The organism is Arthrobacter sp. ok909, assembly GCF_900104405.1.
GTDB classification, from domain to species: domain Bacteria; phylum Actinomycetota; class Actinomycetes; order Actinomycetales; family Micrococcaceae; genus Arthrobacter; species Arthrobacter humicola.
The window spans coordinates 33414-58454 of the sequence record NZ_FNJS01000015.1 but is presented as its reverse complement, the minus strand read 5'-3'; the positions used below and the strand labels follow the sequence as shown (position 1 = coordinate 58454).

Below are 25041 nucleotides of genomic sequence, written 5' to 3'. Positions count from 1 at the left end.
TGGCGGGCTACAGCCCGGCCGCGGCGTCGCGGACTTTGACCATGGTGCGAAGGTTCCGGGTGGTGGTGGCGGCCTTGTACCTGGCCTTCGAGGAGAGCTTGCTGAAAGGGCTGTCCAGGGTTCCGCCAGTGGGGGCGAGCCAGGCCAGCGCTTCCGGACCCAGTTGCGTGAGCTCGGTCCCGTCCAGGCCGCGGCCGGATTCGAAGAGTTCCGCGAGCACGTCGGCATCGGATGCGAGGGTCAGGTAGGTGTGGGTGGACGCGTCGTCGGCCGGGTAGGGGCAGGACTCGACGAGTGCCGCCACCCGGGCCGCCGTCAGCACCACCACCCAGGCGTCATAGCCGAAGGTTTCCCTCAGGCACGCCTCAAATTCCTGTTTGACGCCGGCAGGGTCCAACTCGCTGGCCAGCACCACGTTGCCGCTGGCCAGCAAGGTCTTCACGCCGGCAAAGGGACGGGACTTCAGCGCGCCCTTGAGATCGGCCATCTTGATGTTGATGCCGCCCACATTGATGCCCCGCAGGAACACCGCATAGCTTTTCATGGGCACAGCATACTTAGTCGTTGGTCTTGCGGAGCGCTTCCGTGAGGACCCGGCCGGCGTTGCAGACCACTTCGGCGTGCAGCCGTCCCGGCTGGCGGGTCAGGCGCTCGATTGGACCCGAAATGGAGACGGCGGCAATCACGCGGCCGGACGGCCCGCGGACCGGGGCCGAAACGGAGGCGACCCCGGGCTCGCGTTCGCCGAGGCTCTGCCCCCAGCCCCGGCGTCGTACTCCGGCCAGAACGGTGGGGGTGAAGCGGGCGGACTGGAGACCTTCCAGGAGGCGGTCGTGATCTTCCCACGCCAGCAGCACCTGGGCGGCGGAGCCGGCCTTCATGGACAACTGGGTGCCGACGGGGATGGTGTCGCGCAAACCGATGGGCCGCTCGGCGGAGGCCACGCAGACGCGCCAGTCGCCCTGGCGGCGGAAGATCTGGGCGCTCTCGCCGGTGGCGTCGCGCAGCTGCATGAGCACGGGCCCGGCGGAGGCGATGAGGCGGTCTTCGCCGGCGGCGGAAGCCAGTTCCACCAAGCGGCTGCCCAGGACAAACCGGCCCTGGATATCGCGGCTCACGAGCCGGTGGTGCACCAGGGCGAGGGCCAGCCGGTGCACGGTAGGCCGTGCCAGCCCGGTGGCAGCAACCAGCTGCGCCAGGGTGGTGGGGCCGGCCTCAAGTGCGTCAAGCACATGGGCCGCTTTATCGATGACACCGACTCCACTAGAATTGTCCATGTAATGATATTGACGTCTCATTATCTGAGATGCAAGTCAATGCGCTGGCGTATTACTTGGCTGTGCTGGTTCAGTGGAAGCAACAGCCCGCAGGAACGCACATTAATCACCGCAGTGAAGGGAGAAGGCCGTGGCAAAGACACTGGCCGAGAAAGTCTGGGACGCGCACGTGGTGCGCAAGGGGGACGGCGAAGGAGCCAACGCCCAGCCGGACCTCCTTTTCATCGACCTCCATCTGGTGCACGAGGTTACGTCGCCGCAGGCATTTGAGGGCCTGCGGCTCGCCGGCCGCAAGTTGCGCCGCCCGGACCTCACCATCGCCACCGAGGACCACAACACTCCCACGCTGGACATCGACAAGCCAATTGCCGACCTCACCAGCCGGACCCAGATCCAGACCCTGCGCAACAACTGCCAGGAGTTCGGCGTCCGCCTACACTCCCTCGGCGACGCCGAGCAGGGCATCGTGCACGTGGTGGGTCCGCAGCTGGGCCTGACGCAGCCGGGCATGACCGTGGTTTGCGGCGACTCGCACACGTCAACACACGGTGCCTTCGGGGCGCTCGCCATGGGCATCGGCACCTCCGAGGTGGAGCACGTCATGGCCACCCAGACGCTGTCACTGAAGCCGTTCAAGACGATGGCCATCAATGTCGAGGGCACGTTGCGTCCGGGGGTGAGCGCCAAGGACATCATCCTGGCCGTCATCGCGAAGATCGGCACCGGCGGAGGCCAGGGCTACGTGCTCGAGTACCGCGGCTCCGCCATCCGGGCCCTGTCCATGGAAGCCCGGATGACCATCTGCAACATGTCGATCGAGGCCGGTGCCCGTGCCGGGCTGGTGGCTCCGGACCAGACCACGTACGACTACATGTACGGCCGTCCGCACGCGCCCCAGGGCGCAGAGTGGGATGCCGCCGTCGAATACTGGAACACGCTGAGCACCGACGACGGCGCGTTGTTCGACGTCGAGGTGGACCTCGACGCCGACACCCTGGAACCGTTCGTGACGTGGGGGACCAACCCGGGCCAGGGCGTCTCCCTGTCCGCGAAGGTGCCGTCGCCGAATGACTTCGGCGATGAAAACGCCAAGGCCGCCGCCGAACGCGCCCTGCAGTACATGGGGCTCGAGGCCGGCACGCCGATGAAGGACATCCGGGTGGATACGGTGTTCCTGGGATCCTGCACCAACTCGCGCATGGAAGACCTCCGTGCCGCCGCGGACATCATCCGGGGCCGCACCAAGGACCCCAACATCCGGATGCTCGTGGTTCCGGGCTCGGCCCGGGTGCGCCTGGAGGCCGAGGCCGAGGGCCTGGACAAGGTCTTCAAGGACTTCGGGGCGGAATGGCGGTTCGCGGGCTGCTCGATGTGCCTGGGCATGAATCCGGACCAGCTGGAAGTGGGGGAGCGCTGCGCCTCCACCTCCAACCGCAACTTCGAAGGACGCCAGGGCAAGGGCGGCCGCACCCACCTCGTCTCGCCTGTCGTGGCGGCGGCGACGGCGGTGCGCGGCACCCTGAGCGCGCCCTCGGATCTGGAGCCCGCTCCGGAATCCGCGGCGCTCCGAAGCGGCGTTGCCTAGCCCCTCCCCGGATCTGAAGCGCAGGCCTGAAACCCGGGTCTGAAGCCCAGATCCACCCAGCCTCGATCCACACAGCCGAAGAAGGATCCGCCATGGAAAAGTTCACCACCCACACCGGAATCGGTGTCCCGCTGCGCCAGAGCAACGTCGATACGGACCAGATCATCCCCGCCGTGTACCTCAAGCGCATCACCCGCACCGGCTTCGAGGATGCGCTCTTCGCCGCTTGGCGCAAGGACCCGTCGTTCATCCTGAACCAGGCGCCGTTCAATGCAGGATCCGTCCTGGTGGCCGGCCCCGACTTCGGCACCGGCTCGTCCCGTGAACACGCCGTCTGGGCGCTCAAGGACTACGGCTTCAAGACCGTGCTGTCCTCCCGCTTCGCCGACATCTTCCGCGGCAACTCGGGCAAGCAGGGCCTGCTCGCCGCCGAGTTGGCCCAGGACGACATCGAGCTCATCTGGAAGGAGCTTGAGAGCGCCCCCGGCACCGAGGTCACGGTGGACCTGGTCTCCAAGACCGTGCAGTGCGGCAACATTGTGGCGCCGTTCGAGATTGACGACTACACGCGCTGGCGCCTCCTGGAAGGCCTGGACGACATCGGGCTGACCCTCCAGCACGAAGAAGACATCACCGCGTACGAAGCCACCCGGCCCTCCTTCAAGCCCAAGACGCTGCCCGCCAAGTTGTCCTAGGGATCCAGCGCTGAGGCTCCGGACTTCGGAAAGCGCCTGGCGCTGATGCGGAGGGCCATGAAGTGTATGGCGATGATGTGACGCTGTCGAGTCGTAAGACTCGACAGCGGCACTCGCCTTTTCCGCGGTCCCAAGTTTGTAGCACTGCTGGCCTGACTCCAGCGCCACGAGTCACCGGTCCTTTGCCACTGCAACTGGAAGATGCATGCCGCTCTGGTGGGCTTTAGCCCGGCGCGGGAGCTGGCGTCGGTGCCGGAATTCCGGCCAATCCGTTCCCACGTGGCGTGATGCTGCCGTGCCGGCGTCATCAACTGATCCTGATCGTAGCGGCGACGCTCGGAACCCCATAGCTATCCATAGCGAAGAGCATGTAGGTGCCTGGCACCAGCACTCCGCGATCCGCTGGCAGCTTCAGTGACGCGGTGTTGCCTGACACGGCGGTTGCTGTCAGCGGGATACGCCGCTGATCGGTGTTTACGGTGTGGGTTACCGTGCTCATCCGCATCAGGGAAAACTTGGTGGTCGGCGCTCCGGTGGTGACGGCAATCGTGCTGCCGGCCGTGGCGGCTGTGGGTGCCGCCACAATTTTCGGCCGGGTGCGGGCACTGCCGTCGGCGTTCAGCAGGTAGGGCGGCGTGAAGATTTCGCCGTCCATGTGATTGGTCGTGCAGTTGCCGCACAGTCCCCCGCCGCCGACGAAAACCCGGGCATCCGGGAGTAGTAGGGCGACGCTGTGATATGTCCGGGGGTTGGCCATCGGGGCCAGCGTCGTCCATCGCCCCGTCGCCGGATTCCAAATTTCGGGAGTCATTCTGGCGTCCGTGTCGGTGAACGCAACCGGGGTAGGCTGACCGCCGACCACGAGAACCTGGCCGTCGGGTAGCGCGACACCGTTCGCGAACGACCGGCTGACCGCCATGTCTGCGGTCCGGGTTGCGGTGACCCGGTTATTGATGTCGATGGTGTAGGCTGCCGCCGTGGCTGGGGCGTTCTCGTAGGCGGTTGCCCCGCCTACGGTCAGAATCTTTCCCACGTCGTACATCACAGCGTCGCCGTTCATCGCGTCCGGGCTATCCGAGCGCAGCCCGGCAGAGGTGATACTTCCAGCGCCGGTGGTGGAGATCCAGTTCATCTGGCGGCTCGGCCCCGCCTGGAACACCCGGCCACCCGGGGCGGCAAACAACCAGGCATGATTGTCAGCACGGAAGCTGCCTCGGGGATCGTTGGTCAGGATGTTGTTCACCAGCACATTCGGAAGTGTTCGCCAACCCCCTGAGGCCGACCACACTTCGCCGTTCTTGTTGCCAGTGCCACCCGACCACGACCCACCGATGGTAAAGACCTCACCGGTCGATGTGGTCACATTACTCTGGTATCCCCGGCCGATATTCATGTCAGGACCCGGAGTCCAGGCGTTAGTCACCGGGTCGTAAATGGTGGTTTTCGAGCTATTGCTGCCGCCGCTGATCAGGATCTTTCCGTCCGCTAGCATCGAGATCCCGGGGCAAAACATGTCGTGGCCGGTATTGGCCACCTGTTGGTCCTGACTTACGGTTCCGGTGGTGAGGTCCAGGATTGACGTCTGGGTATATCCCTTGCTGCCGCCGTAAGCCGTGGGTGAATAGGCGGACCAGGTGAGTAGCCGGTTGCCAGGCAATAGCGCCGCCGCCACCGGGACGATCGGGAAGCTGATCGTCGGACCCCACGAGCCCACTGAAGGGCCGAGCAGATTTATCTCTGCCGCGCTGCTCCATGGACCCCGGTTGCCGGCCTCCGTGGTAGCGGTCAGCCGGACGAACCGGGCGCTGACCGAGTTAAAGGTCGCTGTCTTCTCCGCGGCGGTGTCCGGCCAGGTCCCGCTGGCGACCGTGCTCCAAGTGATTCCGTCAGAGCTGACTCCGATCGAGTAATTGCCGACCCGCCCGTTCGCGAGGTCGGAACGCGGGAGATAGCGCAGACCCGAAATGTTTTGCGCCGCCTTGGTGTCGATCGTGATGGAATGCGGCAGCGGTGCACTCGGCGCCGGGGACCATCTGCTGTGCCAGATGGTGGCTGTGCTGCCATCGAGTACGTTACTGGCCCGACCGTTCTCGCCGAGGACCTCTTCATCGCTGGCACTGGCAGTCCAACCGGCCCGTGGCAGCACTCCCGTTGGAGGCGTGGATTGACCGGCCAGGAGATTTATCTCCGCCGCGCTGCTCCATGGACCCCGATTGCCGGCCTCCGTGGCCGCTGTCAGCCGGACGTACCGGGCGCTCACCGCAGTGAAGGTCACTGACTTCTCCGCGTAGGTGTCGGGCCAGGTTCCGCGAGCCACCGGCGCGCTCCACGTGCTGCCGTTGGTGCTCACCGTGATCGCGAAGCTGCCGACCCGCCCGTTAGGTAGGTCAGAACGCGGTAGATAGCGGAGTCCCGAGATGCTTTGCGTCGCCTTGGTGTCGATCGTGATGGTATGCGGCAGCGGTGCACTCGGCGCCGGGGACCACCTGCTGTGCCAGATCGTGGCAGCACTGCCGTCGAGCACATTGCTGGCTTTACCGTCCTCGCCCAAGGTCTCCTCGTCGCTGGCTGTAGCGGTCCATCCGGTCCGTGACAGGGGAACCGGAGCGGCCAGCATCGCGGCTGCTGGCAGCACTGCGTTGTGAATGTGCGTTCCGGTCGCGTCCTGGGAGCTGTCCGGAGCCGCCTGTGTCGCCGTCAGCCCCACGCTGTGATCGTGCGAGCTGGCCTTGCCTGCGGGCACGTGCAGAGCCAGCGCCGCCAAAGCCATCATCAGGACGGATCCGACCAGAACCAAGAACAGGCGGCGAATATCTGCGAGCAGCACCCCCGGGATAGAGTGCCGTCGCCGCGGCCGAATCATGGCACGCACCCCTCCCGGCATGACTCGCCACATTTCAGGAGTTGGATTTCTAAAGGAGTCCAAGACGCCACCGACAGATGGAGTTCCACGGCGAGCGTTTCTGCGGTGCTGTCTGTGTGTCATCCAACGATCCTTTGGGCCCCCATGCGGCACCTTCCGCCTTGGCAAGACAGACTCTAGGAAGGGCAGCATGGGAAAACCTTGGGCGGCGGGAGCATGGCCGAAAGCGCCGTCGCATCCATGCAGGCAAGGCCAACACTCGGCCCAGCAAACCGCCCCGTATTTCGGATCGGTAACGGATACTCCTATGCTTAGCTGGAGCCTTTGTAAGGATTTGGGGGCGAGTAGTCGTGAGGAAACCGGTATATGAGTAGTGTTCTGACAATCCGCGGAGGCGTCCCGCTAACTGGCCGCGTCACCGTTCGCGGGGCCAAGAATCTTGTCCCCAAGGCCATGGTGGCTGCCCTTCTGGGCAATGAACCATCGGTGTTGCGCAACGTCCCGGAAATCAAGGACGTCGAGGTTGTCACGAGCCTGCTCCAACTCCATGGCGTCAGGGTTGATAAGGACCCGGTCACCGGTGATCTGACGCTTGACCCGAAGGGCGCCAAGACCGCCTCCAGCACGGCGATCGACGCCCACGCCGGCGATTCGCGCATCCCGATCCTGCTGTGCGGGCCGCTGATCCATGCCATCGGCGAGGCCTTCATCCCGGACCTGGGCGGCTGCAAGATCGGCGACCGTCCGATCGACTACCACTTGAACGTCCTGCGCCAGTTCGGTGCCGTAGTGGAGAAGCGGCCCGGCGGCATCCACATCTCAGCCCCGAACGGCCTCAAGGGTGCCAAAATTGCCCTTCCGTACCCGTCCGTCGGCGCCACCGAGCAGGTCCTGCTGAGCGCCACGCGCGCCGAGGGCATTACAGAACTTTCCGGCGCGGCCACCGAGCCGGAGATCGTGGACCTCATTGCGGTGCTTCAGAAGATGGGCGCAATCATCAGCGTCCAGACTGACCGGACCATCCGGATCGAAGGCGTCCAGGACCTCGGCGGCTACAACCACCGCGCCCTCTCCGACCGCAATGAATCGGCCTCCTGGGCTTCCGCTGCCCTGGTCACCCGCGGCGACATCTTTGTTGAAGGCGCCACGCAGCGCGACATGATGACGTTCCTGAACACCTACCGCAAGGTCGGCGGCGGCATGGACATCGGCGACGACGGCATCCGCTTCTACCACCGCGGCGGCAAGCTCAACCCGCTGGTCCTCGAAACGGACGTTCACCCGGGCTTCATGACCGACTGGCAGCAGCCCCTCATCGTCGCCCTGACCCAGGCCGAGGGCGTCTCGATCGTGCACGAGACCGTGTATGAGAACCGTTTCGGCTTCACCGAGGCCCTCATCCGCATGGGCGCCAACATCCAGGTGCACCGGGAGTGCCTCGGCAGCGTGCCGTGCCGCTTCGGCCAGCGCAACTTCCTGCACTCGGCCGTGATCTCCGGGCCGGCGCAGCTCAAGGGCACCGACATTGACGTGCCGGACCTCCGCGGCGGGTTCAGCCACTTGATCGCCGCCCTGGCCGCCACCGGCACCTCCCGTGTCACAGGCATTGACATCATCAACCGCGGCTACGAGCGCTTCACCGAGAAGCTCGCGGGCCTTGGCGCCGATTTCGACATCACGTCGGCCAAGTAGCGGGGGCCCGGTGAAGGAAACGGCCAAGAGCCACGCCACGTTTGTGACAGTCGCCGGGATCATCCGGCCCGTGATGAATCTGCTGATGCGCAAGAAGTGGGAAGGCCTGGAAAAGCTGCCCGCCGGGGGCTTCATCGCCGCCCCCAACCACTGCACCGAGATCGACCCCCTGGTAGTGGGGCACATGCTCTACAACCAGAAGCGGATGCCGCACTTCCTCGCCAAAGCCAGCCTCTTCAAGGTTCCGGTTCTGGGGGCGATCCTGCGGTCCACCAAGCAGATCCCGGTGGAACGCACGACGGCGGGAGCGAACCGCTCGCTGCAACTCGCCAAGGAGATCGTGGACGAGGGCGGGGCGATCATCATCTACCCGGAAGGGACCCTGACCCGTGACCCTGACCTGTGGCCGATGAAGGGCCACACCGGCGCTGCGCGCATGGCGCTGGAGAGCGGCATCCCCGTGGTGCCCATGGCCCATTGGGGTGCCCAAGAGGTCCTGCCGCGCTACGCCAAGCGCTTGTACCTCTTCCCGCGCAAGACTTCCCGCCTGGTAGTCGGGGATCCTGTGGACCTGAGCGCCTTCGAAGGCCGCCCGCTGGACCGGGCGACGCTCACCGCCGCCACGAACGTCATCATGAACGCCATCACCGGGCTCCTGGCCGGACTGCGCGGCGAAGAGCCGCCAGCAGAGCGCTGGGACCCTGCAGCGCACAACCAGCCCAGCCACGGCCGCATTGACCCGGACGTCACCACATGACCCCGGAATCAGTGACGGCGGAGTCAGTGACGGCGGAATCCGTAACGGCGGAGCTTCCGGCGCCGGCCTTCCGCGAAACGGATTCCGCCACCACCGTGGCCGTCCTGGGGGCAGGTTCCTGGGGGACCACCTTCGCCAAAGTGGTCGCCGACGCAGCCACGGCCTCCGGGGTCGAGCGCAGCATCCGCCTTTGGGGCAGGCGTCCCGAAGTCGTGGACCAGATCAATGCCCTGCACCGCAATGAGCAGTATCTGAACGGTGTCGCCCTGCCGTCCAGCATCACGGCCTCCACGGACGTCGCCGAGGTCCTGGCCGGCGCGGAACTGGTGATCCTGGCCGTTCCGGCGCAGACCCTGCGCCCGCAGCTGCAGGCCTGGAAGAAGCACCTGACGCCGGGCGCCGTGGTCGTATCCCTCATGAAGGGGCTCGAGCTGCACACCGATGCCCGCATGAGCGAGGTCATCTGCGCGGAGCTGGACCTGCCCGCCAACCGCGTGGCCGTGGTTTCCGGGCCCAACCTGGCCATGGAGATCGCCCGGGACGAGCCGACTGCGTCCGTTGTGGCCTGCACGGATCCGATCACGGCAGGCTGGATCGCGCGCAGCTGCACCGCCCCCTACTTCCGCCCGTACACCACCACCGATGTGGTCGGCGTCGAAATCGGTGGGATCGTCAAGAACGTCATCGCCCTGGCCGTCGGAATCTGCGAAGGCAAGAAGATGGGGGACAACACCAAAGCCTCGGTGATCACCCGCGGTCTGGCGGAGACCTCCCGGCTGACGCTTGCCCTGGGCGGCGAGGCCCGGACCATGGCCGGCCTCGCCGGCCTGGGCGATCTCGTGGCCACCTGCTCCTCCCCGCTGTCCCGAAACCACACCGCCGGCCGGCTGCTCGGCAAGGGGCTGACGCTCGATCAGGTCACTGCCGAGATGAAGCAGACCGCGGAAGGCATCAAGTCCAGCCAGGCGGTCCACGAACTCGCCGGAAAGCTCGGCGTCGACATGCCGATCACGGCAGCCGTCGTTGCCGTCCTGGCCGGAAAACTGTCCGTAGACGAACTGGGTCCGCTGTTGCTGTCCCGGGACCTGAAACCCGAAGGCGATTACTGAGAGTGTCAGAGAACAACATGACCACAGAAGCCCGCACAGGCCAGTCCAAACCCCGCGTCGCGGTGCTCTTCGGCGGGCGCTCGAGCGAGCACGCCGTCAGTTGCGTGACAGCCGCCGGCGTCCTCGGCGCGATCGACAAGGACAAGTACGACGTCATCCCCATCGGGATCGCCAAGACCGGCCAGTGGGTTTTGGCCTCCGGGGACACCAACGAATGGTCGCTCTCGGCGACGTCGCTGCCTGAAGTGGCGCCGTCGACGCAGACCGTGGCGCTGGCCGAGATTGGCGGAGAGCATCAGTTGATCGTCGCCTCCCCGAACGCGGTTCCGCAGGAACTCGGCGCCGTCGACGTCGTTTTCCCGCTCCTGCACGGGCCGTTCGGCGAAGACGGGACCATCCAGGGCCTCCTGGAACTCTCCGACACCCGCTACGTGGGCGCCGGCGTGCTGGCGTCGGCCGTCGGCATGGACAAGCACTTCATGAAGGTGGTCTTTGAGTCGGCCGGGCTGCACGTAGGGCCCTACATCGCCGTGACCGACCGGCAGTGGCTCACGGATCCCGAGACCGTCCGCAAACGCGTGGACCAGCTCGGCTTCCCCGTGTTCGTCAAGCCGGCCCGGGCGGGTTCCTCCATGGGCATCTCCAAGGTGGACTCCCTCGAGGGCTTGGACGCCGCGATCGAGGCGGCCCGCGAGCACGATCCCAAACTGGTGATCGAGGCCGGCATCACGGGCCGTGAGATTGAATGCGCCGTGCTGGAAGGCCGGGGGACCGATGCTCCCCGCACGTCCATGCCGGGCGAGATCTCCGTGGCAGGCGGCGGACACGAGTTCTATGACTTCAACGCCAAATACGTGGACGACGCCGCCGCGCTCAGTTGTCCGGCCGACCTCCCCGACGAGGCAATCGCCCGCGTCCGGGAACTGGCCGCCGTCGCCTTCGACGCCGTCGGCGCCGAGGGACTGAGCCGGGTCGACTTCTTCTACACGCCTGAGGGCGAGCTCATCATCAATGAGATCAACACGATGCCCGGGTTCACGCCCAAGAGCATGTACCCGCAGATGTGGAAGGCCACTGGCCTGGGCTATGCGGAACTGATTGACGAGCTGATCTACCTCGCGCTGCACCGCAAGACGGGGCTGCGTTAGGCCCCGCGGGGCACTAGCACCGGGCCCGGCGTCACGGCGCCGGGCTTCTTACTTGCTGGTCGGCAGGTTCTGCAGGTCCTCTTGGCCGACGCAGTTCCGGGTGGCCTTAATCTTCAGCGCCGCGGGGGAGAGATCCGCCAGCACGGTAGCCGAGCTGATCTTGTCCGGATCCATGAGGATCTCCGTGGCCGGTTCGCGGCCGAACGTCGTCAGCGTCCACACCGGGTTGCCTTCTTTGATGACCCAATCGACGCCGTTGACGCTCACGCAGCGGTCCGTCGTGGGACCCGGAACGTTGACACCGCAGCGCAGGATCACCAGGGACGGGTCTCCCCAAGCCGCCGTCGCCTGGGCATTGGTCTTGCGCAGCTTGGCGTCGCCAAGGGCGTCGGGAAGGGCCAGCATCATCGGTGCGCAGGCCGCGTTCGCGGCGTCCTTCGCGGGCGTGACGTCGACGACCGGCGAGCAGGACGTCAACGCCAGCCCGGCCGCGGCAGCCGCCACAATAAGGGGAAGACGCGCGGAAACAAGGCGGCTGAACGGGAGCATTCATCCAGCTTAACCCGGCCCGCGTGCCGCTATGGCCACACTTTAGGGTCTGCGGGTAGCATCTCTTTGAACAGCCTGACTCTTACCTTCGAGTAGACTGGGACCTCGTGCACCTCTGGGGCTCTGCCGACAATGACGTTAGTGTTGGCCGCATAACGCACACCTGATTCAATCTCGCACTCTGGGGGAGGGACTGTCGATGACGTCGTGCAGCCGAATGAAATCTATAGGCATGGGGCTGGGAGCTTTGATCCTCGCCGCTTCGGTCATGGGCACGGCGGCGCCCGCCAACGCTGATGATCTGGTGCTCCCTAGCCCCTTGGCTTCGGCGATTTCGCCTTCTCCGGCGCCCGCTGACCCGGGGCCGACAGCGCCGGCGACGGATCCGGCGACTACGCCGACCGAACCAGTGATCGTGCCGCCGCCGGTGGACAACCCGTCCCTGCCCGTTGCTACACCGCCGCCGGTGGACACCGCCCCGGCGCCGGTAGTCCCGCCCGTCGTACCCGTAGAGCCGCCGGCTATACCCCTCGAAACGCCTGCGCCCATGGTGGAAACGCCGTCCGCCATGGCCCCCGTTGCTCCGTCTCCCGCCGTTGAGGACGCCCCGACGGAGACGCCAACACCCTCACCCACCCCGACATCGGCGCCGTCGACGGCCACCGCCGTTATCGCCACGCCCACCCGGCACCCGGTCAAGGTGAAGTCCGAGGTCCAGGCGGCAGTGGCCGTGGCTACCGGCAGCCCCTTGGCCGTACAGGCCATCACGGTGCTGGTCCTGCTGGGCCTGGGCTTTGCCTATTTGCGGTTCATGGGCCGCAAGAGCGCCAGCACTCTTCAACGAACCGCCAAGTAGATATCGACGATGCACGATGAAGTCTATGGTGAACGCTCGTCCGTCGCGACGCGTAAGGATCGCCTGCGCATAACACTCCTGACTCACTCCTACTGGCCGGAGCAAAGCCCCCCGCAGCGCCGGTGGACCGCCATGATCAAGGAATTTTCACGATCCGGCTGGGATGTAGACGTCGTGACGCCCGTGGCGCACTATCCGTTCGGCCGGCGGGCCCTGCCTCGTCGGATGGCGGGGAGGCCGTTTCGCCTTCAAAAGGGGCAATTTACCGAAAAAATACTCCGTGTTCCTTACCTCCGCCACGGCAACTCCCGAGCGGCGCGTCTGCTGGACCAGTGTTTTTCCGCTGCTTTATCGGTTCCCGCAGGATTTATGGTTGGGAAACCTGACGTCGTCATTGTCACCGCCCCCGGTCTGCCGTCCCTCGCGGCCGGATTCATCCTGGCCAAGGTCCGCGGCGTACCGTTGATCGTGGAAATGCGGGATGCATGGCCGGACCTTGCGCGCGACGCCCGGCTAGTACAAGGCAGCGTCAAGAGCGTTGTGGAACATGTGGTGGAATTCGTCCAGCACCGGGCGGACCTCGTGATCACCGTGACTGAGGGCTTCGCCGCTACGCTAAGGGCGCGCGGCATCCGCAACGTGGCGACTGTCAGCAACGGCGTCCACTTGGACGCCATCCCCGTCGTCGGGCCGCCTGAACCCGAGCGGGATGTATTCGAGGCGTTGTACCTGGGTAACCACGGCGAGAGCCAGCGACTTGATGTGGCCATCAGAGCAAGTGCCCTCGTGGGTGATTCTATGCACTTGCACATGGTGGGACACGGGACACAGCGGCCGGCGTTGGAGAAACTGGCGCGGCAACTGAAAGCACCGGTCACGTTTCATTCTCCCCTGACCGGCGATGCCATGCTCGAACGGTATGCTTCTGCCGATACCTGCGTCGTATCTCTTCGCGACGACTGGAAATCCTTCGAAACCACCGTTCCGTCCAAAACCTATGAGGTCTTGGCAATCGGGCGGCATGTAACAGCCATGGTGCGCGGTGAAGCAGCCAGGATTGTCATGGACGCGGAGGCTGGGGACATTGTTCCCAGCTCCCCGGAGGCCGTGGCGGATCTGTGGCGCGAACTCGCCGCCGATCGGAGCAGGCTCGTGCGTAACGGGGATAGCCGGCAGTGGGTGAAGGCCAACGCAGAATATGGACACCTTGCCGGCCGCTACATGGATCTAATCTCCGAACTCCTTGCGCGAACTGTCTCCGGCACATGATCCAGTTGTTCAAGAATGCGCGGCTTGCCGCGGGCGTTCTCAGCCAGCACTTCATTGATGATCCTTTCCTTCTGTACCTGCAGGCAGCGCGCCGTCTGCCCTCCGTAATGCGTCCGCTGGGGAATTTGGCTTCCGCCGTCCTTCCGAGAGATTCTGTTGCAACGCCGGTGGTCCTCGCGGCGCTGAGTAACGGAAACGACGACGACGTTAAGCGTCGTCTCGAACTCGCCGTCCGTGGGTGCGCCAAGGGGGAGCGGGACCGGCGTTTGGCTGAGATAGCCCTGTCTGCGGGCTTAACCGAGATTTCCGACGCGCTACTGGCCCGGGCCAGCGGTGCGCCCGGCTTCAAGTCTGCACGGGCCCGCAGGTTGTGGCATGACGGAAACCTCAGCGAAGCCGTGAGGGCCCTCGATGGCTCCGGCGCTGCGGGACGGCGACAGCAGGCACGTCTCGCCGGCGAACAAGCAGTGTTCGCGGGCGCGGCGCCGTCGCTGCAGCGGCAGGACTTCACACCCGTCCCTCGCAGGGTACTGCATTTGCTTACTAATTCCCTTCCCCACACAGCCAGCGGCTACGCCCAGAGGTCCCACTCAATCATGGTGGCCCAGCAGGAAGCGGGCTGGGACGTCCTGGCCGTCACGAGGCTCGGGTATCCCGTGCAGGTGGGCAAATTCCTTGCCCGCGCCAGTGACGTGGTGGACGGCGTCCGTTACCGTCGTCTCCTCCCGTCACGGCTGGCACCGACCATGGATGCGCGTCTGCAGCAGCAGGCGGAGGAACTACTGCGGGTTGCCTTGCAGTTCAGGCCAAGCGTCCTCCACACCACCACGCACTTTGTCAATGGAATGGTGGTCCGTGCGGTGGCCGAGGCCTTGGACATTCCTTGGGTGTACGAGGTCCGTGGTCAGTTGGCGGACACCTGGGCTGCCACGCGGGCACCAGAGGCACGGGACAGCGAAAAGTACAGACTATTCCAGGACCGGGAAACCGATCTCATGGGCGACGCCGATTTGGTGGTGACGCTGGGGGATGCCATGAAGGCCAACATTCTCGCCGCGGGCATCCCCGGCGAGAAGATCATCATCGCTCCCAATGCCGTGGGCGGAGCGTTCCTCCAGCAGCCCGCGGGTGCGGCCGACGCGCGCCGCGAGTTGGGCCTCGAAGAGGACGGCTATTACATTGGGACGGTCAGTAGCTTAGTAGCCTATGAGGGAATTAACGACCTCATTGAGGCGTATACGCTGATCGCACGGAAACGTCCGGATGTGCGTCTGCTCATCGTGGGGGATGGCGTTTCTAAGCCTCTACTTCAGGCGCAGGCTCGTCAGAGCGGGTTCAACGATCGCATCATCTTTACGGGACGAGTGCCTCAGGAACGGGCGGTAGGTTACCACCGGGCGCTGGACGTGTTTGTAGTTCCGCGCCGGGACCTCGAAGTTACGCGTTCCGTCACTCCCCTCAAACCTGTGGAAGCGCTGGCATGCGCCCGGCCAGTTGTAGCGAGCAGGCTGCCAGCACTGATGGAAATAGTGACGGACGGTGTCAACGGTCTGCTCGCAAATGCGGAAGACAGCCACGACATCGCCCTTAAATTGGAGTCGTTGATCAACTCCGAAGAGCTGCGGACCCGTTTGGGACGGGCAGGAAGGCAAGACGTGCTGGACAAACGAACCTGGAGGGCCAATGCACTGTCCCTGACCACGGCATATGAGCGACTATTGGTGGCGCGTTCATGAGTACCGAGACGGCAACCGCCCCCCACACGCCGCAACCCACAGCGGTAAGTACTTCCGTGAACTTGCGCGGCCTTCGCCGCGTGGGTGCGCGCCCGCCGTTGCTTGACTACCTCGTTGCTCTCTGGGACTACAGGCACTTCGTCTACTACGATGCCAGGTCGAGGGTTCAGACCGGGAATGAGCAGGACCGGCTCGGGTTGGCTTGGCTGGTGCTGGGCCCGTTGCTGAACGGGCTCATGTTTTACCTGATCATGGGTGTGCTGCTGAAGTCCGGGGGTGGAATTGAAAATTTCGTCGCCTTCCTTATTATTGGCGTGTTTCTCTTCCAGATGACTACCCGGGCTATTTCAAGCTCATCTCGGATCATTTCGGCAAATAAGAACGTTATCCAGGCCTTTCAGTTTCCCCGTGCCAGTGTGGTTCTAGCAGCCAACTTGCGAGAGCTGCTATCAAACATTCCGGTCCTCATCACGATGCTCATTCTAATTATCATCCTGCCGCCGGCGGAAGAAATTTCGTGGCGTTGGCTGATGCTTATACCAATAGTCGTCCTTCAGTTCATCTTCAATCTGGGCATTGGGCTTATCCTCGCCAGGGTCGTGTCAATCTTCAATGACGCCAGTCAGCTGATTTCCTACGCAATGCGGCTGTGGATGTATGCCTCGTGCATGTTCTTTTCGATTGATCGGTTCGATGGGGCGCCGGTTATAAAGGGGATCATGGAATACAACCCCCTATACAATGTTCTTTATCTGGCTCGGGAATGCCTGCTTAACGGAAGTGTCGGTCCCTGGCGGTCCTGGGTGATTCTGGCCCTCTGGTCAGTGGCGGCCGTGGCTTTCGGAATCGTCTTCTTCTGGAAGGGAGAAGAGTCATATGGCCGAGAGCTCTGAGCTTAACTTCGTTCAAGGAACACCTGCCGTTGTCATCGACAAGGTGAGCATGACCTACAGGACCACGTCCCGGACAAGGCAAAACGTTTTGTCTTCGTCGTCCGGCTGGGCCGGGCTCAAGAGTGCAGTAAAGCAGTCCAAGGCCGTGGAGGTAACCGCCCTCAAAGAGCTGTCACTAGTTGTGGAACACGGTGAGTCCGTGGGAATCATCGGCAGGAACGGCTCCGGCAAGAGCACCTTGCTCAAGCTCGTTGGAGGCCAGGTCCCGCCCACCTCCGGTGCCGTCTATGCCACGTCCACGCCAGTGCTGCTGGGTGTTAATGCGGCGCTATTGCCGGGCCTGTCCGGCGACGAAAACATTGTGTTGGGCTGTCTCGCCATGGGAATGTCCCGCCGGCAGATCGACGAGAAGTACGACTCCATCGTCGACTTGTCTGGCCTGGAAGATGCGATCCACATGCCGATGAAGTCCTATTCGGCCGGGATGGCATCGAGGCTGCGGTTTGCCATTGCCGCCAGTATCGACCCCGAGATCCTCATCATCGATGAGGCACTGAACACAGGCGATGCGCAGTTCAAGGACAGAACCCGTAAGCGCATGATGGAGTTGCTGGACCAAGCAGGCACGGTGTTTCTGGTCAGTCACAGCATGGCGACAATTTCAGATCTCTGCAGCAGGGCTATTTGGATCGATCAAGGTGAATTGATTTCCGATGGAGAACCAGCCGCCGTGATCAAGTGGTACCGGTTGTTTACCCAGAAGATGGCCGCTGGCGATCGCGTTGGTGCATTGAAGCTGCGGCGCCGGATGATTCAGGATCTTGAAGTCGCCGACGTCAGCGATCGAAACTCTGCTCGGCGGGCCGGAGCGTGAGGGCGAACGTCAAGACTCTGCGGAGGTTCCTATGGCATCTCCGATCGGGCGGCCCCCAGCAGGTAAGGCTCTGGCTGGCGCGGGAAGCGCTCGAGGCAGGCCACCGAAAGCTTGAAACCGTGCGGGGCGCCGAGGGCGCTTGGATCGGGCGCGGCAAGAAGCGGCGGCTTAGATTCCAGCCCTCAGTAAGCAATCCGCGCCGAGACCTTGGGCGCCGCCGTGCGCGCGTTGGCGTGATTCTTGACGACTTCTCAGCGACCTCCCTCGGTCTGGAATGGGACTGCGTGCCATTGACGCCGAGGGCGTGGCAGGTACAACTCGAAGAGGAGTCTGTGGACTTCCTGTTCGTCGAATCAGCCTGGAAGGGAAACGGGGGATCGTGGACCGGTAAAGTAGCCGGCCAGGACCACACGAGCCCTTCGACATTGCGCGAACTGACCAGATGGTGCAACGAACGCAATATACCGACCGTCTTTTGGAACAAGGAAGACCCTCCCCACTACGACGATTTCTTGGCGGCTGCGAAGCTGTTCGGCCACGTCTTCACCAGCGATGCCAACAAACTGGACTCCTATAGGGAGGATCTGGGCCACGACCGCGTTGCGGTACTGCCGTTCGCAGCCCAGCCTGCGCTGCACAACCCAGTTCGGCCCAAGTTCGGGTGGCATGAACGGGATGTGGCGTTTGGCGGCATGTATTTCACGGAGAAGTACCCCGAACGTCGTGAACAATTGGACTTGCTGCTCAACGCTGCCGTTTCCGCGTCATCGACAATGGATACGGGCCTGGAGATTTTTTCACGGCAGATGGGTGGCGACGCGAAGTATCAGTTTCCCGAACCTTTTGCCGCCCGCGTGGTCGGAGGACTTGACTATGCCGAAATGCTCACCGCCTATAAGGCGTACAAGACATTTCTTAATGTGAATTCCGTTGTGGATTCGCCGACGATGTGCTCCAGGAGGGTATTTGAGATTGTGGCATCCGGCTCCAATCTCGTCACGACTCCCAGCCCTGCCATCGACTCATATTTTGCATCCGATGAAATCTTCAGTGTCCGTACCCAGGCTGAGGCGGAAAATCTTCTGCGGGCACTCCACCGGAACCCTGAACTGGGGGATCGCCAACTCCACCGCGGTCAGCGCAGAATATGGCGGGACCACACCTACAGCGCCCGTGCCGCACAGGTGATGGCGGCAGTCAGCCCTGAACTCGTGAATCGCAAACCGCGGGCGTCGATCTCCGCACTTGTGTCCACCATTCGTCCATGGCAGCTGGAGCATGTCTTTCAGACAATCGGCAGCCAGGCTGACGTCGATGTGGAACTCGTGCTACTGACGCACGGATTTGAACCTGAGTCCGAATTGTTGGACCAGCTCAAGGAGCGCTTTGGCGTTAAAAAGATGACATCGCTAACGGCCAAGCTGTCCGTTCCACTGGGTGAGTGCCTCAATATGTGCGTGGCGGCAGCCTCGGGCGAAGTGATGACGAAGATGGACGACGACGATTTCTACGGGGTTCACTACCTCAGCGACCAGCTATACGCGTTAGGCTACTCTGGGGCTGATCTGGTGGGGAAGCAAGCACACTACATGCACCTGGCCGGACACAACGCCACCATCCTCCGATTTCCGGACTGGGAACACCGCTACACGCGGTCCATCATGGGACCGACCATTTTCGGTCGGGCGGAAATATTCCGCGCTACGCCCTTTGCACCCTTGCCTGGTGGCGAAGACACCCGCTTCCTGAACGATCTCACGGGGAGTGGGGGAGTTGTCTACTCCTCGGACCGGTTCAACTATTGCCAGCAGCGGCTGTCCAACGGCCACACGTGGAAGGTGGACGACGCCGAGCTGCTGGCCAGCGGAACAGTGAAATTTTTTGGAAACTACAGGGACGAAGTCTCTGTCTAACTGGGGGTTCTCTATGAATACCATTGACAAAGTAGCCGTCATCGGACTCGGCTACATCGGCCTCCCTACGGCCGCCATCCTTGCTGGCAACGGAATCAACGTCGTCGGCGTCGACGTGAATTCCAAAACTGTCGAATCGGTCAATCGCGGCGAGGTCCCCTTCGTGGAACCCGATCTGGCGTCCTACGTCGCCGGTGCCGTGAGCCAGCAAAAGCTAAGTGCCGCAATTGAAACCCCCAAAGCACAGGCCTACATCGTGGCTGTTCCGACGCCTTTCAACCCGGACCGCACAGCGGATGTCACTTACATCAAGGCCGCAGCCCGAGGTATTGCCCCGCAGCTTGAAGGCGGCGAGCTGATCATTCTCGAATCAACGTCCCCTCCCGGCACCACTCAGCTTCTGGGTGAATACATCGTAGAACTGCGGCCCGATCTCAGCCTCGACGGGCAGGGCGGCAAGGCCATCCACGTGGCTCACTGCCCGGAGCGCGTTCTGCCCGGCCGTATCATGATCGAGCTTGTCACTAATGACCGCATCGTTGGCGGTCTGACGCCCCATGCGGCAGAGCTGGCCAGGGCCCTCTACGGTGTTTTCTGCCAGGGCGAAATCCTCGTCACCGATGCCGCGACAGCCGAAATGGCCAAGCTCGTGGAGAACTCTTACCGCGACGTGAACATCGCCTTCGCGAATGAACTTTCCATCATCAGCGACAAGCTCGGGATTAACGTCTGGGAGCTTATTAAGCTCGCAAATCATCACCCGCGGGTGAACATTCTTCAGCCAGGTCCCGGCGTCGGCGGTCACTGCATCGCGGTTGACCCATGGTTCATTGTGGCGGCGGCGCCTGACGAAGCCCGGCTAATCCGCCAGGCCCGGGAGACCAACGACTCCAAGCCTGACTGGGTGATCCAAAAAGTCCAGGAGGCCGTGGCTGACAAGATTTCGCCGAAGATCGCCGTGCTGGGACTAGCATTCAAAGCCAACATCGACGACCTGCGTGAGTCTCCCGCTGTGTCCATTGTTCAGAAGCTGAGCCTAAAGCTGGACGGAGCCGAGATCCTGGTTGTGGAGCCACATGTCGACAGCCTGCCGCGACAGTTGTCGAACCTCCACAACGTTTCACTCGAAGAACTCGAACCATCAATTGCGGCGGCTGACGCCGTCGTGCTCCTGGTCGACCACGACGTCTTCAAGGAAGTTGATCCGGCGTTTACGGCCAATAAGGCGATCGTGGACACCAGGGGCATCTGGCAATAGAAGAACGACGGCGGCAACCATACAAGCGAGCGGACGCGAAGCGAAGTAATGAAGTATTCAGACGAAGTCGCCCAGTTGACCACGGTCCAGCTGGCGAAACGCAAACGGTATTTGCAGGACATTGACTCTGTTATTCAGGACTATGAGCGGCTTCTGGCCGAAGAAGCCAGCGACCGCCGGCGGGTCGAGGCGTTGGAGAAAGACCTCCGGGCTATGCGGCGGGCCAGGGACAATGCAAAGTCCCAATTGACCGCGGCGAACAAGAGCCGCAACGAGCTCAAAGCTGCGCTCAAGGCCCTGAGGTCGTCCAAGAGTCTCCGGCTGGGACGTGCCATCGGTGCGCCGGCCCGGTTGCTATCCAACGCCGTTGCGGGAGCCGGGCGGCCCGGGGGAACTGACCGCTTGCTACGGAACCGGACCGTCGGCGGAGCGCCATCGCGGACTGCGGATACGGCGCTGGGGGCCGTTGTTGCGTCCGCGAGTGCCCCGGTCACACGGCAACAGTTGCTGAGTGACTTCATGGCCACGCCGTCCCAGGCCGCTGCAATTAAATTGATTTCGCACGACTACTTCGTCATGGGATCCATTGTGGAGCCCGCCCAGTTTATTCTGCGGAATGCTGAGCTGCTGGACGAGGTCACCGGGACGGAACTGGCGCTGATCCAGAACATCCTGGGCCAGTGCGAACTTCTGAGCCGGAAACCTGCTCTTTCGCCGCGCCAACCCAACATTGGTTATCTCGCGGAGCGCAAACGGATCATGTACTGCGCCCACAGCACCGGCCATTTCAACAGCAATGGCTACTCGACGCGAACGGCCGGCGTCGTCGCCGGCCTCAAGGCCAACGGAGAGGACGTGCTCGTCGTAGCCCGCCCCGGCTATCCGTGGGATTCCAAAGTTGATGTGCCAGTTGACTCAACGGCCAGATTTGAGCGCGAGATCAACGGCGTGGCACATATCTTCAGTCCCGGACCGAGCTGGACCGCCGACCGCCTGGACTATTACCTGACTGAGGCCGTCGACGTCTATGTGCGGGAAGCCCAGCGCAATCGGGTTTCCGTGATCCACGCCGCCTCAAATTACGTCACGGCACTACCCGCGCTGATGGCGGCCCGCAGACTGGGCATACCGTTTGTGTATGAGGTGAGAGGCCTCTGGGAAATAACACAGCTGTCAAATAACCCCGAATGGGGCGAGACGGATCGCTTCAGACTCGCCGTTCAGCTCGAGACCCTCGTTGCCAAAGAGGCAGATTCCGTTTTGGCCATCACGAGCCAACTGCGAGATGAATTGGTGCAACGAGGAGTCGACGCCGATTCGATTGGTCTCATGCCGAATTCGGTCGACACCGAGACGTTTACTCCTATGCCTCCCCTTGACGCATTGCGTCAAAAATTGGGACTGGAAGTTGGGATGACCGTCGTCGGTTACGCTGGCAGCCTGGTTCCGTACGAGGGCCTCGAGGACCTGCTGGAAGCCAGCAAGCTTGTTCTTGACGAGGGGCTGGACGTCAAGGTGGTGGTGGTCGGCGACGGAGCGCAACTGCCCGAGCTGAAGCGTCACGCAGCGGAGCTCGGGATCCGCGACAGTGTCATCTTCACCGGCCGTGTAGCGGCAACTGAGATCCCGGACTACGTAAGCCTGTTCGACATCATGCCTTGCCCCAGGCGGCGGCTTCCGGTGACTGAGATGGTGTCCCCGCTCAAGCCCCTCGAAGCCATGGCCAGCGCCAAAGCTTTGATCCTCAGCGACTTGGGACCCTCAAGAGATCTTGCAGGCACACGTCAGGAGCGGGCACTTCTCAGCGAGGCCGGACGGCCTGCTTCCCTTGCGGCAGCGATAAGCAGGCTGACCCAGGATGCAGAACTCCGCGCCGCGATGGGCAGACGGGCCCGGCTATGGGCCATCAACGAGCGTACGTGGAAAGCCGCGGGTAAACGGGCCATCGAGGCGCACGGCAGGGCAAGGGCCGCCAGTGCAGTGCCGGCTGGCCGCGGACTTCGCGAGCTGACTATCGGCATCATTTCCGACGAGTTCACGCTGGCCGGCCTGCGGGGCGAGGCTACGCTTGTTGAACTCCGCCCCGAGTCCTGGCGCGAACAGATCGCTGCCCAGCCCATTGATGCGCTCTTCGTGGAGTCTGCCTGGGAGGGAATTGACGGACTGTGGGCCCAGAAGGTCGGTTACTACGATGAGGAGTCCTTCTCAACGCTGAGGACAATCTTGGGGCACTGCAACGCAACGGGTGTACCGACGATCTTCTGGAACAAGGAGGACCCGGTTCACTTCAACCGCTTCCGGAAGACGTCCACGTACTTTGATCACGTGTTCACCACCGATGCGGATTGCATACGCAGGTACAAGGAAAATGCTGGTTCCAGGCAAAAGACGGTCGCTTCGCTTCCGTTCTATGCCCAACCGCGGCTGCACAACATTGTTCCGCCGCTCCGTCCGTACGACCACTCTGTGGCCTACGCGGGCTCCTACTACGGCGACCGGTACAAGAACCGGTCCGAAGAGTTGGCCACAATACTCAATGTCGCCAAGGACTATGGACTGTCTATTTACGACAGGCAGCATCTGAATCCGGACAGCCCGTACCGTTTCCCTGGGCATCTGGGACGCTTTGTCCGGGGCGGACTTGAATATGCCGAAATGGTCGAAGCCTACAAGGCACATCCGGTGCATATCAACGTCAATTCTGTCGACGCCTCACCCACCATGTTTTCGCGGCGGGTGATGGAAGTTGCCGCGTCTGGTTCAGCCGTAATCAGCGGGACGGGCGTCGGCGTCGAGCATGTCATGAACGGACTGATTCCCATCGTGAACGGGGCGGAAGAGGCAGATCTGCTCATCGAGGAATGGATGGGCAATGAGCCGGCCCGTGTCCGGGACGCCTGGCTGGCTTACCGGCACGTGCACCGCGCACACACGGCCGCTCACAGGCTTGCCTATGTCCTACGTACCGCGGGAATCGTCGTGCTGGCGCCCAAGCTTCCCCCGTACGCGGTCTTTGTACCCGAACTGACAGCGGGCATCGCGTCGTTGCTGAGTCGGCAGACAGTGCAACCCGCCCGCATCTACTGCACCAATACCGGTGTTCAAACAGAGGTGCCAATAGAGATCGTCAGCGACAGTGACGATGCAGCACGACGCGCGGCGGCCGAGGGCATCTCATTTATCGGCAGCCCCGGAACGGGCCATTGCGACCGTACGGTGTTCGAGGACATGTTGTCGGCTGCCAGCTTCGGAAAATGGGGTTCGGTCTCCATTTCCAGCGATGACCTCCAGATTCCGGGACTTGGATTGGCCCAGCGTCGCCTTGGGAATGGATCCGGCCCGCAGCTCCGAACGCTGGAGGTGTCCCAGAGCGACGGGGACTTGTGTCTCCGGCGGGAACTGGTGGCCCAGCCGGCTGCGGCGATAGCCGGAACCAGTGCCGGACCTAAGAAGGTACTGGTCGCGGGACACGACCTGAAATTTGCCAACGGTATAATCTCAGAGCTGGAGGAGCTTGGTCACAGCGTCACGATTGACAAGTGGCTCGACCACAACAAGCACGACGAGGCGCAGAGCCACCGATTGCTCGCCGAGGCAGACGTCATCTTCTGCGAGTGGACACTCGGTAACGCGGTTTGGTATTCGAAAAACAAGGCATCACACCAGCGTTTGGTGACCCGGCTGCACCTTCAAGAGATCTTCCGACCCTACGTCAGGGAAGTCTCATTCCCTGACGTAGACGAAGTCATCTTCGTGGGGAAGCATATTTTGGATGTTGCGGTTCGCGACCACGGAGTCCCTTCTCATAAGAGCAGAGTCATTCCGAACGCCGTCGATATCGAATCGCTCCATCAGGACAAGCTCGACGGCGCCAGATTCAATCTGGGATTCGTTGGCATCGTGCCTGCCCGCAAGCGTCTGGATAAGGCCCTCGAAGTCCTGAGGCTGCTGCGGATGCAGGACGATCGCTACCGGCTGTTCATCAAGGGCAAGCGCCCCGAGGACTTCCCCTGGATGGCCAACAGGCCGGAAGAGATGTCCTTCTACGAGGAGCAGTACCGCAAGATCGAAACGGATCCGCTTCTTGCAGGAGCCGTGGCCTTTGATCAACAAGGTGACGACATGGCGGCTTGGTACCGCAAGATTGGGATCGTTCTCTCGGTCAGCGATTTCGAGTCCTTCCACCTGACGCTTCCCGACGGTGCCGCGTCCGGGTCCGTGCCCGTGAGCCTGGCTTGGCCTGGCGCGGATCAGATCTATCCGGCGTCTTGGCTGCACGGTGATGAGACGGAAATGGCGGCGTTCATCGGTGGCCTGGACGAGCAGACGTGGGGCAATGCTGCCGAGCGCGCCCGGGACTTCGTCGCCTCGAAATTTGACGCCCGCACAGTGCTTCCGGAATTGTCGAACGTCATCATCGGGGATAACTGAGGCCCACCATCGCCAGCGTGCGGGATCCTGCCCCGAGCCTCTTGCGTTCGGGCAGGATCTTTCCCGGGTTCGAGCATCATGGGCTAATCCTGCGCGAAAACTTCGTCGCATGCTTTCTTCCATGACTCGTCCGGAA

18 protein-coding genes are annotated in these 25041 nt (G+C 63.0%); 14 read left to right on the top strand and 4 right to left on the bottom strand.

Annotated features, from left to right (window positions below; translation table 11 throughout):
* Positions 1 to 7 precede the first annotated feature (7 nt).
* Both BLR03_RS13365 and BLR03_RS13360 read right to left on the bottom strand, forming a co-directional pair.
* Positions 8 to 544: a DUF1697 domain-containing protein gene (locus tag BLR03_RS13365; protein ID WP_091253384.1), complete on the bottom strand. Its 537-nt coding sequence runs from the start codon at positions 542 to 544 to the stop codon at positions 8 to 10.
* A 13-nt stretch (positions 545 to 557) separates the two neighbouring features.
* On the bottom strand, positions 558 to 1277 hold the full coding sequence (locus BLR03_RS13360) for an IclR family transcriptional regulator (RefSeq protein ID WP_026266447.1): 720 nt from the start codon (positions 1275 to 1277) through the stop codon (positions 558 to 560).
* Between the two features lie 130 nt (positions 1278 to 1407).
* Here BLR03_RS13360 and leuC point away from each other — a divergent pair, with 130 nt between their 5' ends.
* Together leuC and leuD are read left to right on the top strand one after the other, a co-directional pair.
* Positions 1408 to 2862: a 3-isopropylmalate dehydratase large subunit gene (gene leuC, locus BLR03_RS13355; protein WP_091253283.1), complete on the top strand. Its 1455-nt coding sequence runs from the start codon at positions 1408 to 1410 to the stop codon at positions 2860 to 2862.
* 92 nt (positions 2863 to 2954) lie between these two features.
* The gene (gene leuD, locus BLR03_RS13350; RefSeq protein ID WP_091253281.1) at positions 2955 to 3557 is read left to right on the top strand and encodes a 3-isopropylmalate dehydratase small subunit; all 603 of its coding nucleotides are present in this window, start codon (positions 2955 to 2957) and stop codon (positions 3555 to 3557) included.
* Between the two features lie 307 nt (positions 3558 to 3864).
* Here the strand turns inward: leuD and BLR03_RS13340 are convergent, their stop codons facing one another.
* Complete coding sequence (locus BLR03_RS13340; protein WP_217639788.1) at positions 3865 to 6612, bottom strand: galactose oxidase family protein; 2748 nt, start codon at positions 6610 to 6612, stop codon at positions 3865 to 3867.
* A gap of 174 nt (positions 6613 to 6786) precedes the next feature.
* Here BLR03_RS13340 and murA point away from each other — a divergent pair, with 174 nt between their 5' ends.
* Genes murA through BLR03_RS13320 form a run of 4 tightly spaced genes read left to right on the top strand, consistent with a single transcriptional unit; the run spans position 6787 to position 11126 of the window.
* Positions 6787 to 8112, top strand: a complete 1326-nt coding sequence (murA, locus tag BLR03_RS13335) for a UDP-N-acetylglucosamine 1-carboxyvinyltransferase (RefSeq protein WP_091253277.1) — start codon at positions 6787 to 6789, stop codon at positions 8110 to 8112.
* Positions 8113 to 8122: 10 nt separating this feature from the next.
* Positions 8123 to 8869: a lysophospholipid acyltransferase family protein gene (locus tag BLR03_RS13330; RefSeq protein ID WP_091253275.1), complete on the top strand. Its 747-nt coding sequence runs from the start codon at positions 8123 to 8125 to the stop codon at positions 8867 to 8869.
* Positions 8866 to 9978, top strand: a complete 1113-nt coding sequence (locus BLR03_RS13325) for an NAD(P)H-dependent glycerol-3-phosphate dehydrogenase (RefSeq protein ID WP_254788475.1) — start codon at positions 8866 to 8868, stop codon at positions 9976 to 9978. The genes BLR03_RS13330 and BLR03_RS13325 overlap by 4 nt, the downstream gene beginning before the upstream one ends.
* Before the next feature lie 2 nt (positions 9979 to 9980).
* The gene (locus BLR03_RS13320; protein ID WP_091253273.1) at positions 9981 to 11126 is read left to right on the top strand and encodes a D-alanine--D-alanine ligase family protein; all 1146 of its coding nucleotides are present in this window, start codon (positions 9981 to 9983) and stop codon (positions 11124 to 11126) included.
* Positions 11127 to 11174: 48 nt separating this feature from the next.
* On the opposite strand, the gene BLR03_RS13315 is transcribed toward BLR03_RS13320, so the two are convergent.
* Positions 11175 to 11675 carry a DUF3515 family protein gene (locus tag BLR03_RS13315; protein WP_091253271.1) on the bottom strand — a complete coding sequence of 167 codons (501 nt, stop codon included), beginning with the start codon at positions 11673 to 11675 and terminating at the stop codon, positions 11175 to 11177.
* Between the two features lie 232 nt (positions 11676 to 11907).
* Between BLR03_RS13315 and BLR03_RS24010 the strand changes: the two genes are divergently transcribed.
* From BLR03_RS24010 to BLR03_RS13270, 8 genes are all read left to right on the top strand, one after another.
* Positions 11908 to 12531 carry a hypothetical protein gene (locus BLR03_RS24010; RefSeq protein WP_139184550.1) on the top strand — a complete coding sequence of 208 codons (624 nt, stop codon included), beginning with the start codon at positions 11908 to 11910 and terminating at the stop codon, positions 12529 to 12531.
* Positions 12532 to 12540: 9 nt separating this feature from the next.
* Positions 12541 to 13800, top strand: a complete 1260-nt coding sequence (locus BLR03_RS13300) for a glycosyltransferase family 4 protein (RefSeq protein ID WP_091253266.1) — start codon at positions 12541 to 12543, stop codon at positions 13798 to 13800.
* Positions 13797 to 15536 (top strand): glycosyltransferase family 4 protein, encoded by a 1740-nt coding sequence (locus BLR03_RS13295; RefSeq protein ID WP_091253264.1) that lies wholly within the window; start codon positions 13797 to 13799, stop codon positions 15534 to 15536. Before BLR03_RS13300 ends, BLR03_RS13295 begins: the two co-directional genes overlap by 4 nt.
* Positions 15533 to 16429 carry an ABC transporter permease gene (locus BLR03_RS13290; protein ID WP_091253262.1) on the top strand — a complete coding sequence of 299 codons (897 nt, stop codon included), beginning with the start codon at positions 15533 to 15535 and terminating at the stop codon, positions 16427 to 16429. The genes BLR03_RS13295 and BLR03_RS13290 overlap by 4 nt, the downstream gene beginning before the upstream one ends.
* A complete protein-coding gene (locus tag BLR03_RS13285; protein ID WP_175460542.1) occupies positions 16413 to 17303 on the top strand; it encodes an ABC transporter ATP-binding protein in 891 nt (296 codons plus the stop codon). The genes BLR03_RS13290 and BLR03_RS13285 overlap by 17 nt, the downstream gene beginning before the upstream one ends.
* 119 nt (positions 17304 to 17422) lie before the next feature.
* Positions 17423 to 19216, top strand: coding sequence for a glycosyltransferase (locus BLR03_RS13280; RefSeq protein WP_254788473.1), 1794 nt, complete (start codon positions 17423 to 17425; stop codon positions 19214 to 19216).
* A 13-nt stretch (positions 19217 to 19229) separates the two neighbouring features.
* Complete coding sequence (gene wecC, locus BLR03_RS13275) at positions 19230 to 20474, top strand: UDP-N-acetyl-D-mannosamine dehydrogenase (protein WP_091253258.1); 1245 nt, start codon at positions 19230 to 19232, stop codon at positions 20472 to 20474.
* Between the two features lie 48 nt (positions 20475 to 20522).
* On the top strand, positions 20523 to 24905 hold the full coding sequence (locus BLR03_RS13270; protein ID WP_091253256.1) for a glycosyltransferase: 4383 nt from the start codon (positions 20523 to 20525) through the stop codon (positions 24903 to 24905).
* Positions 24906 to 25041: the final 136 nt, after the last annotated feature.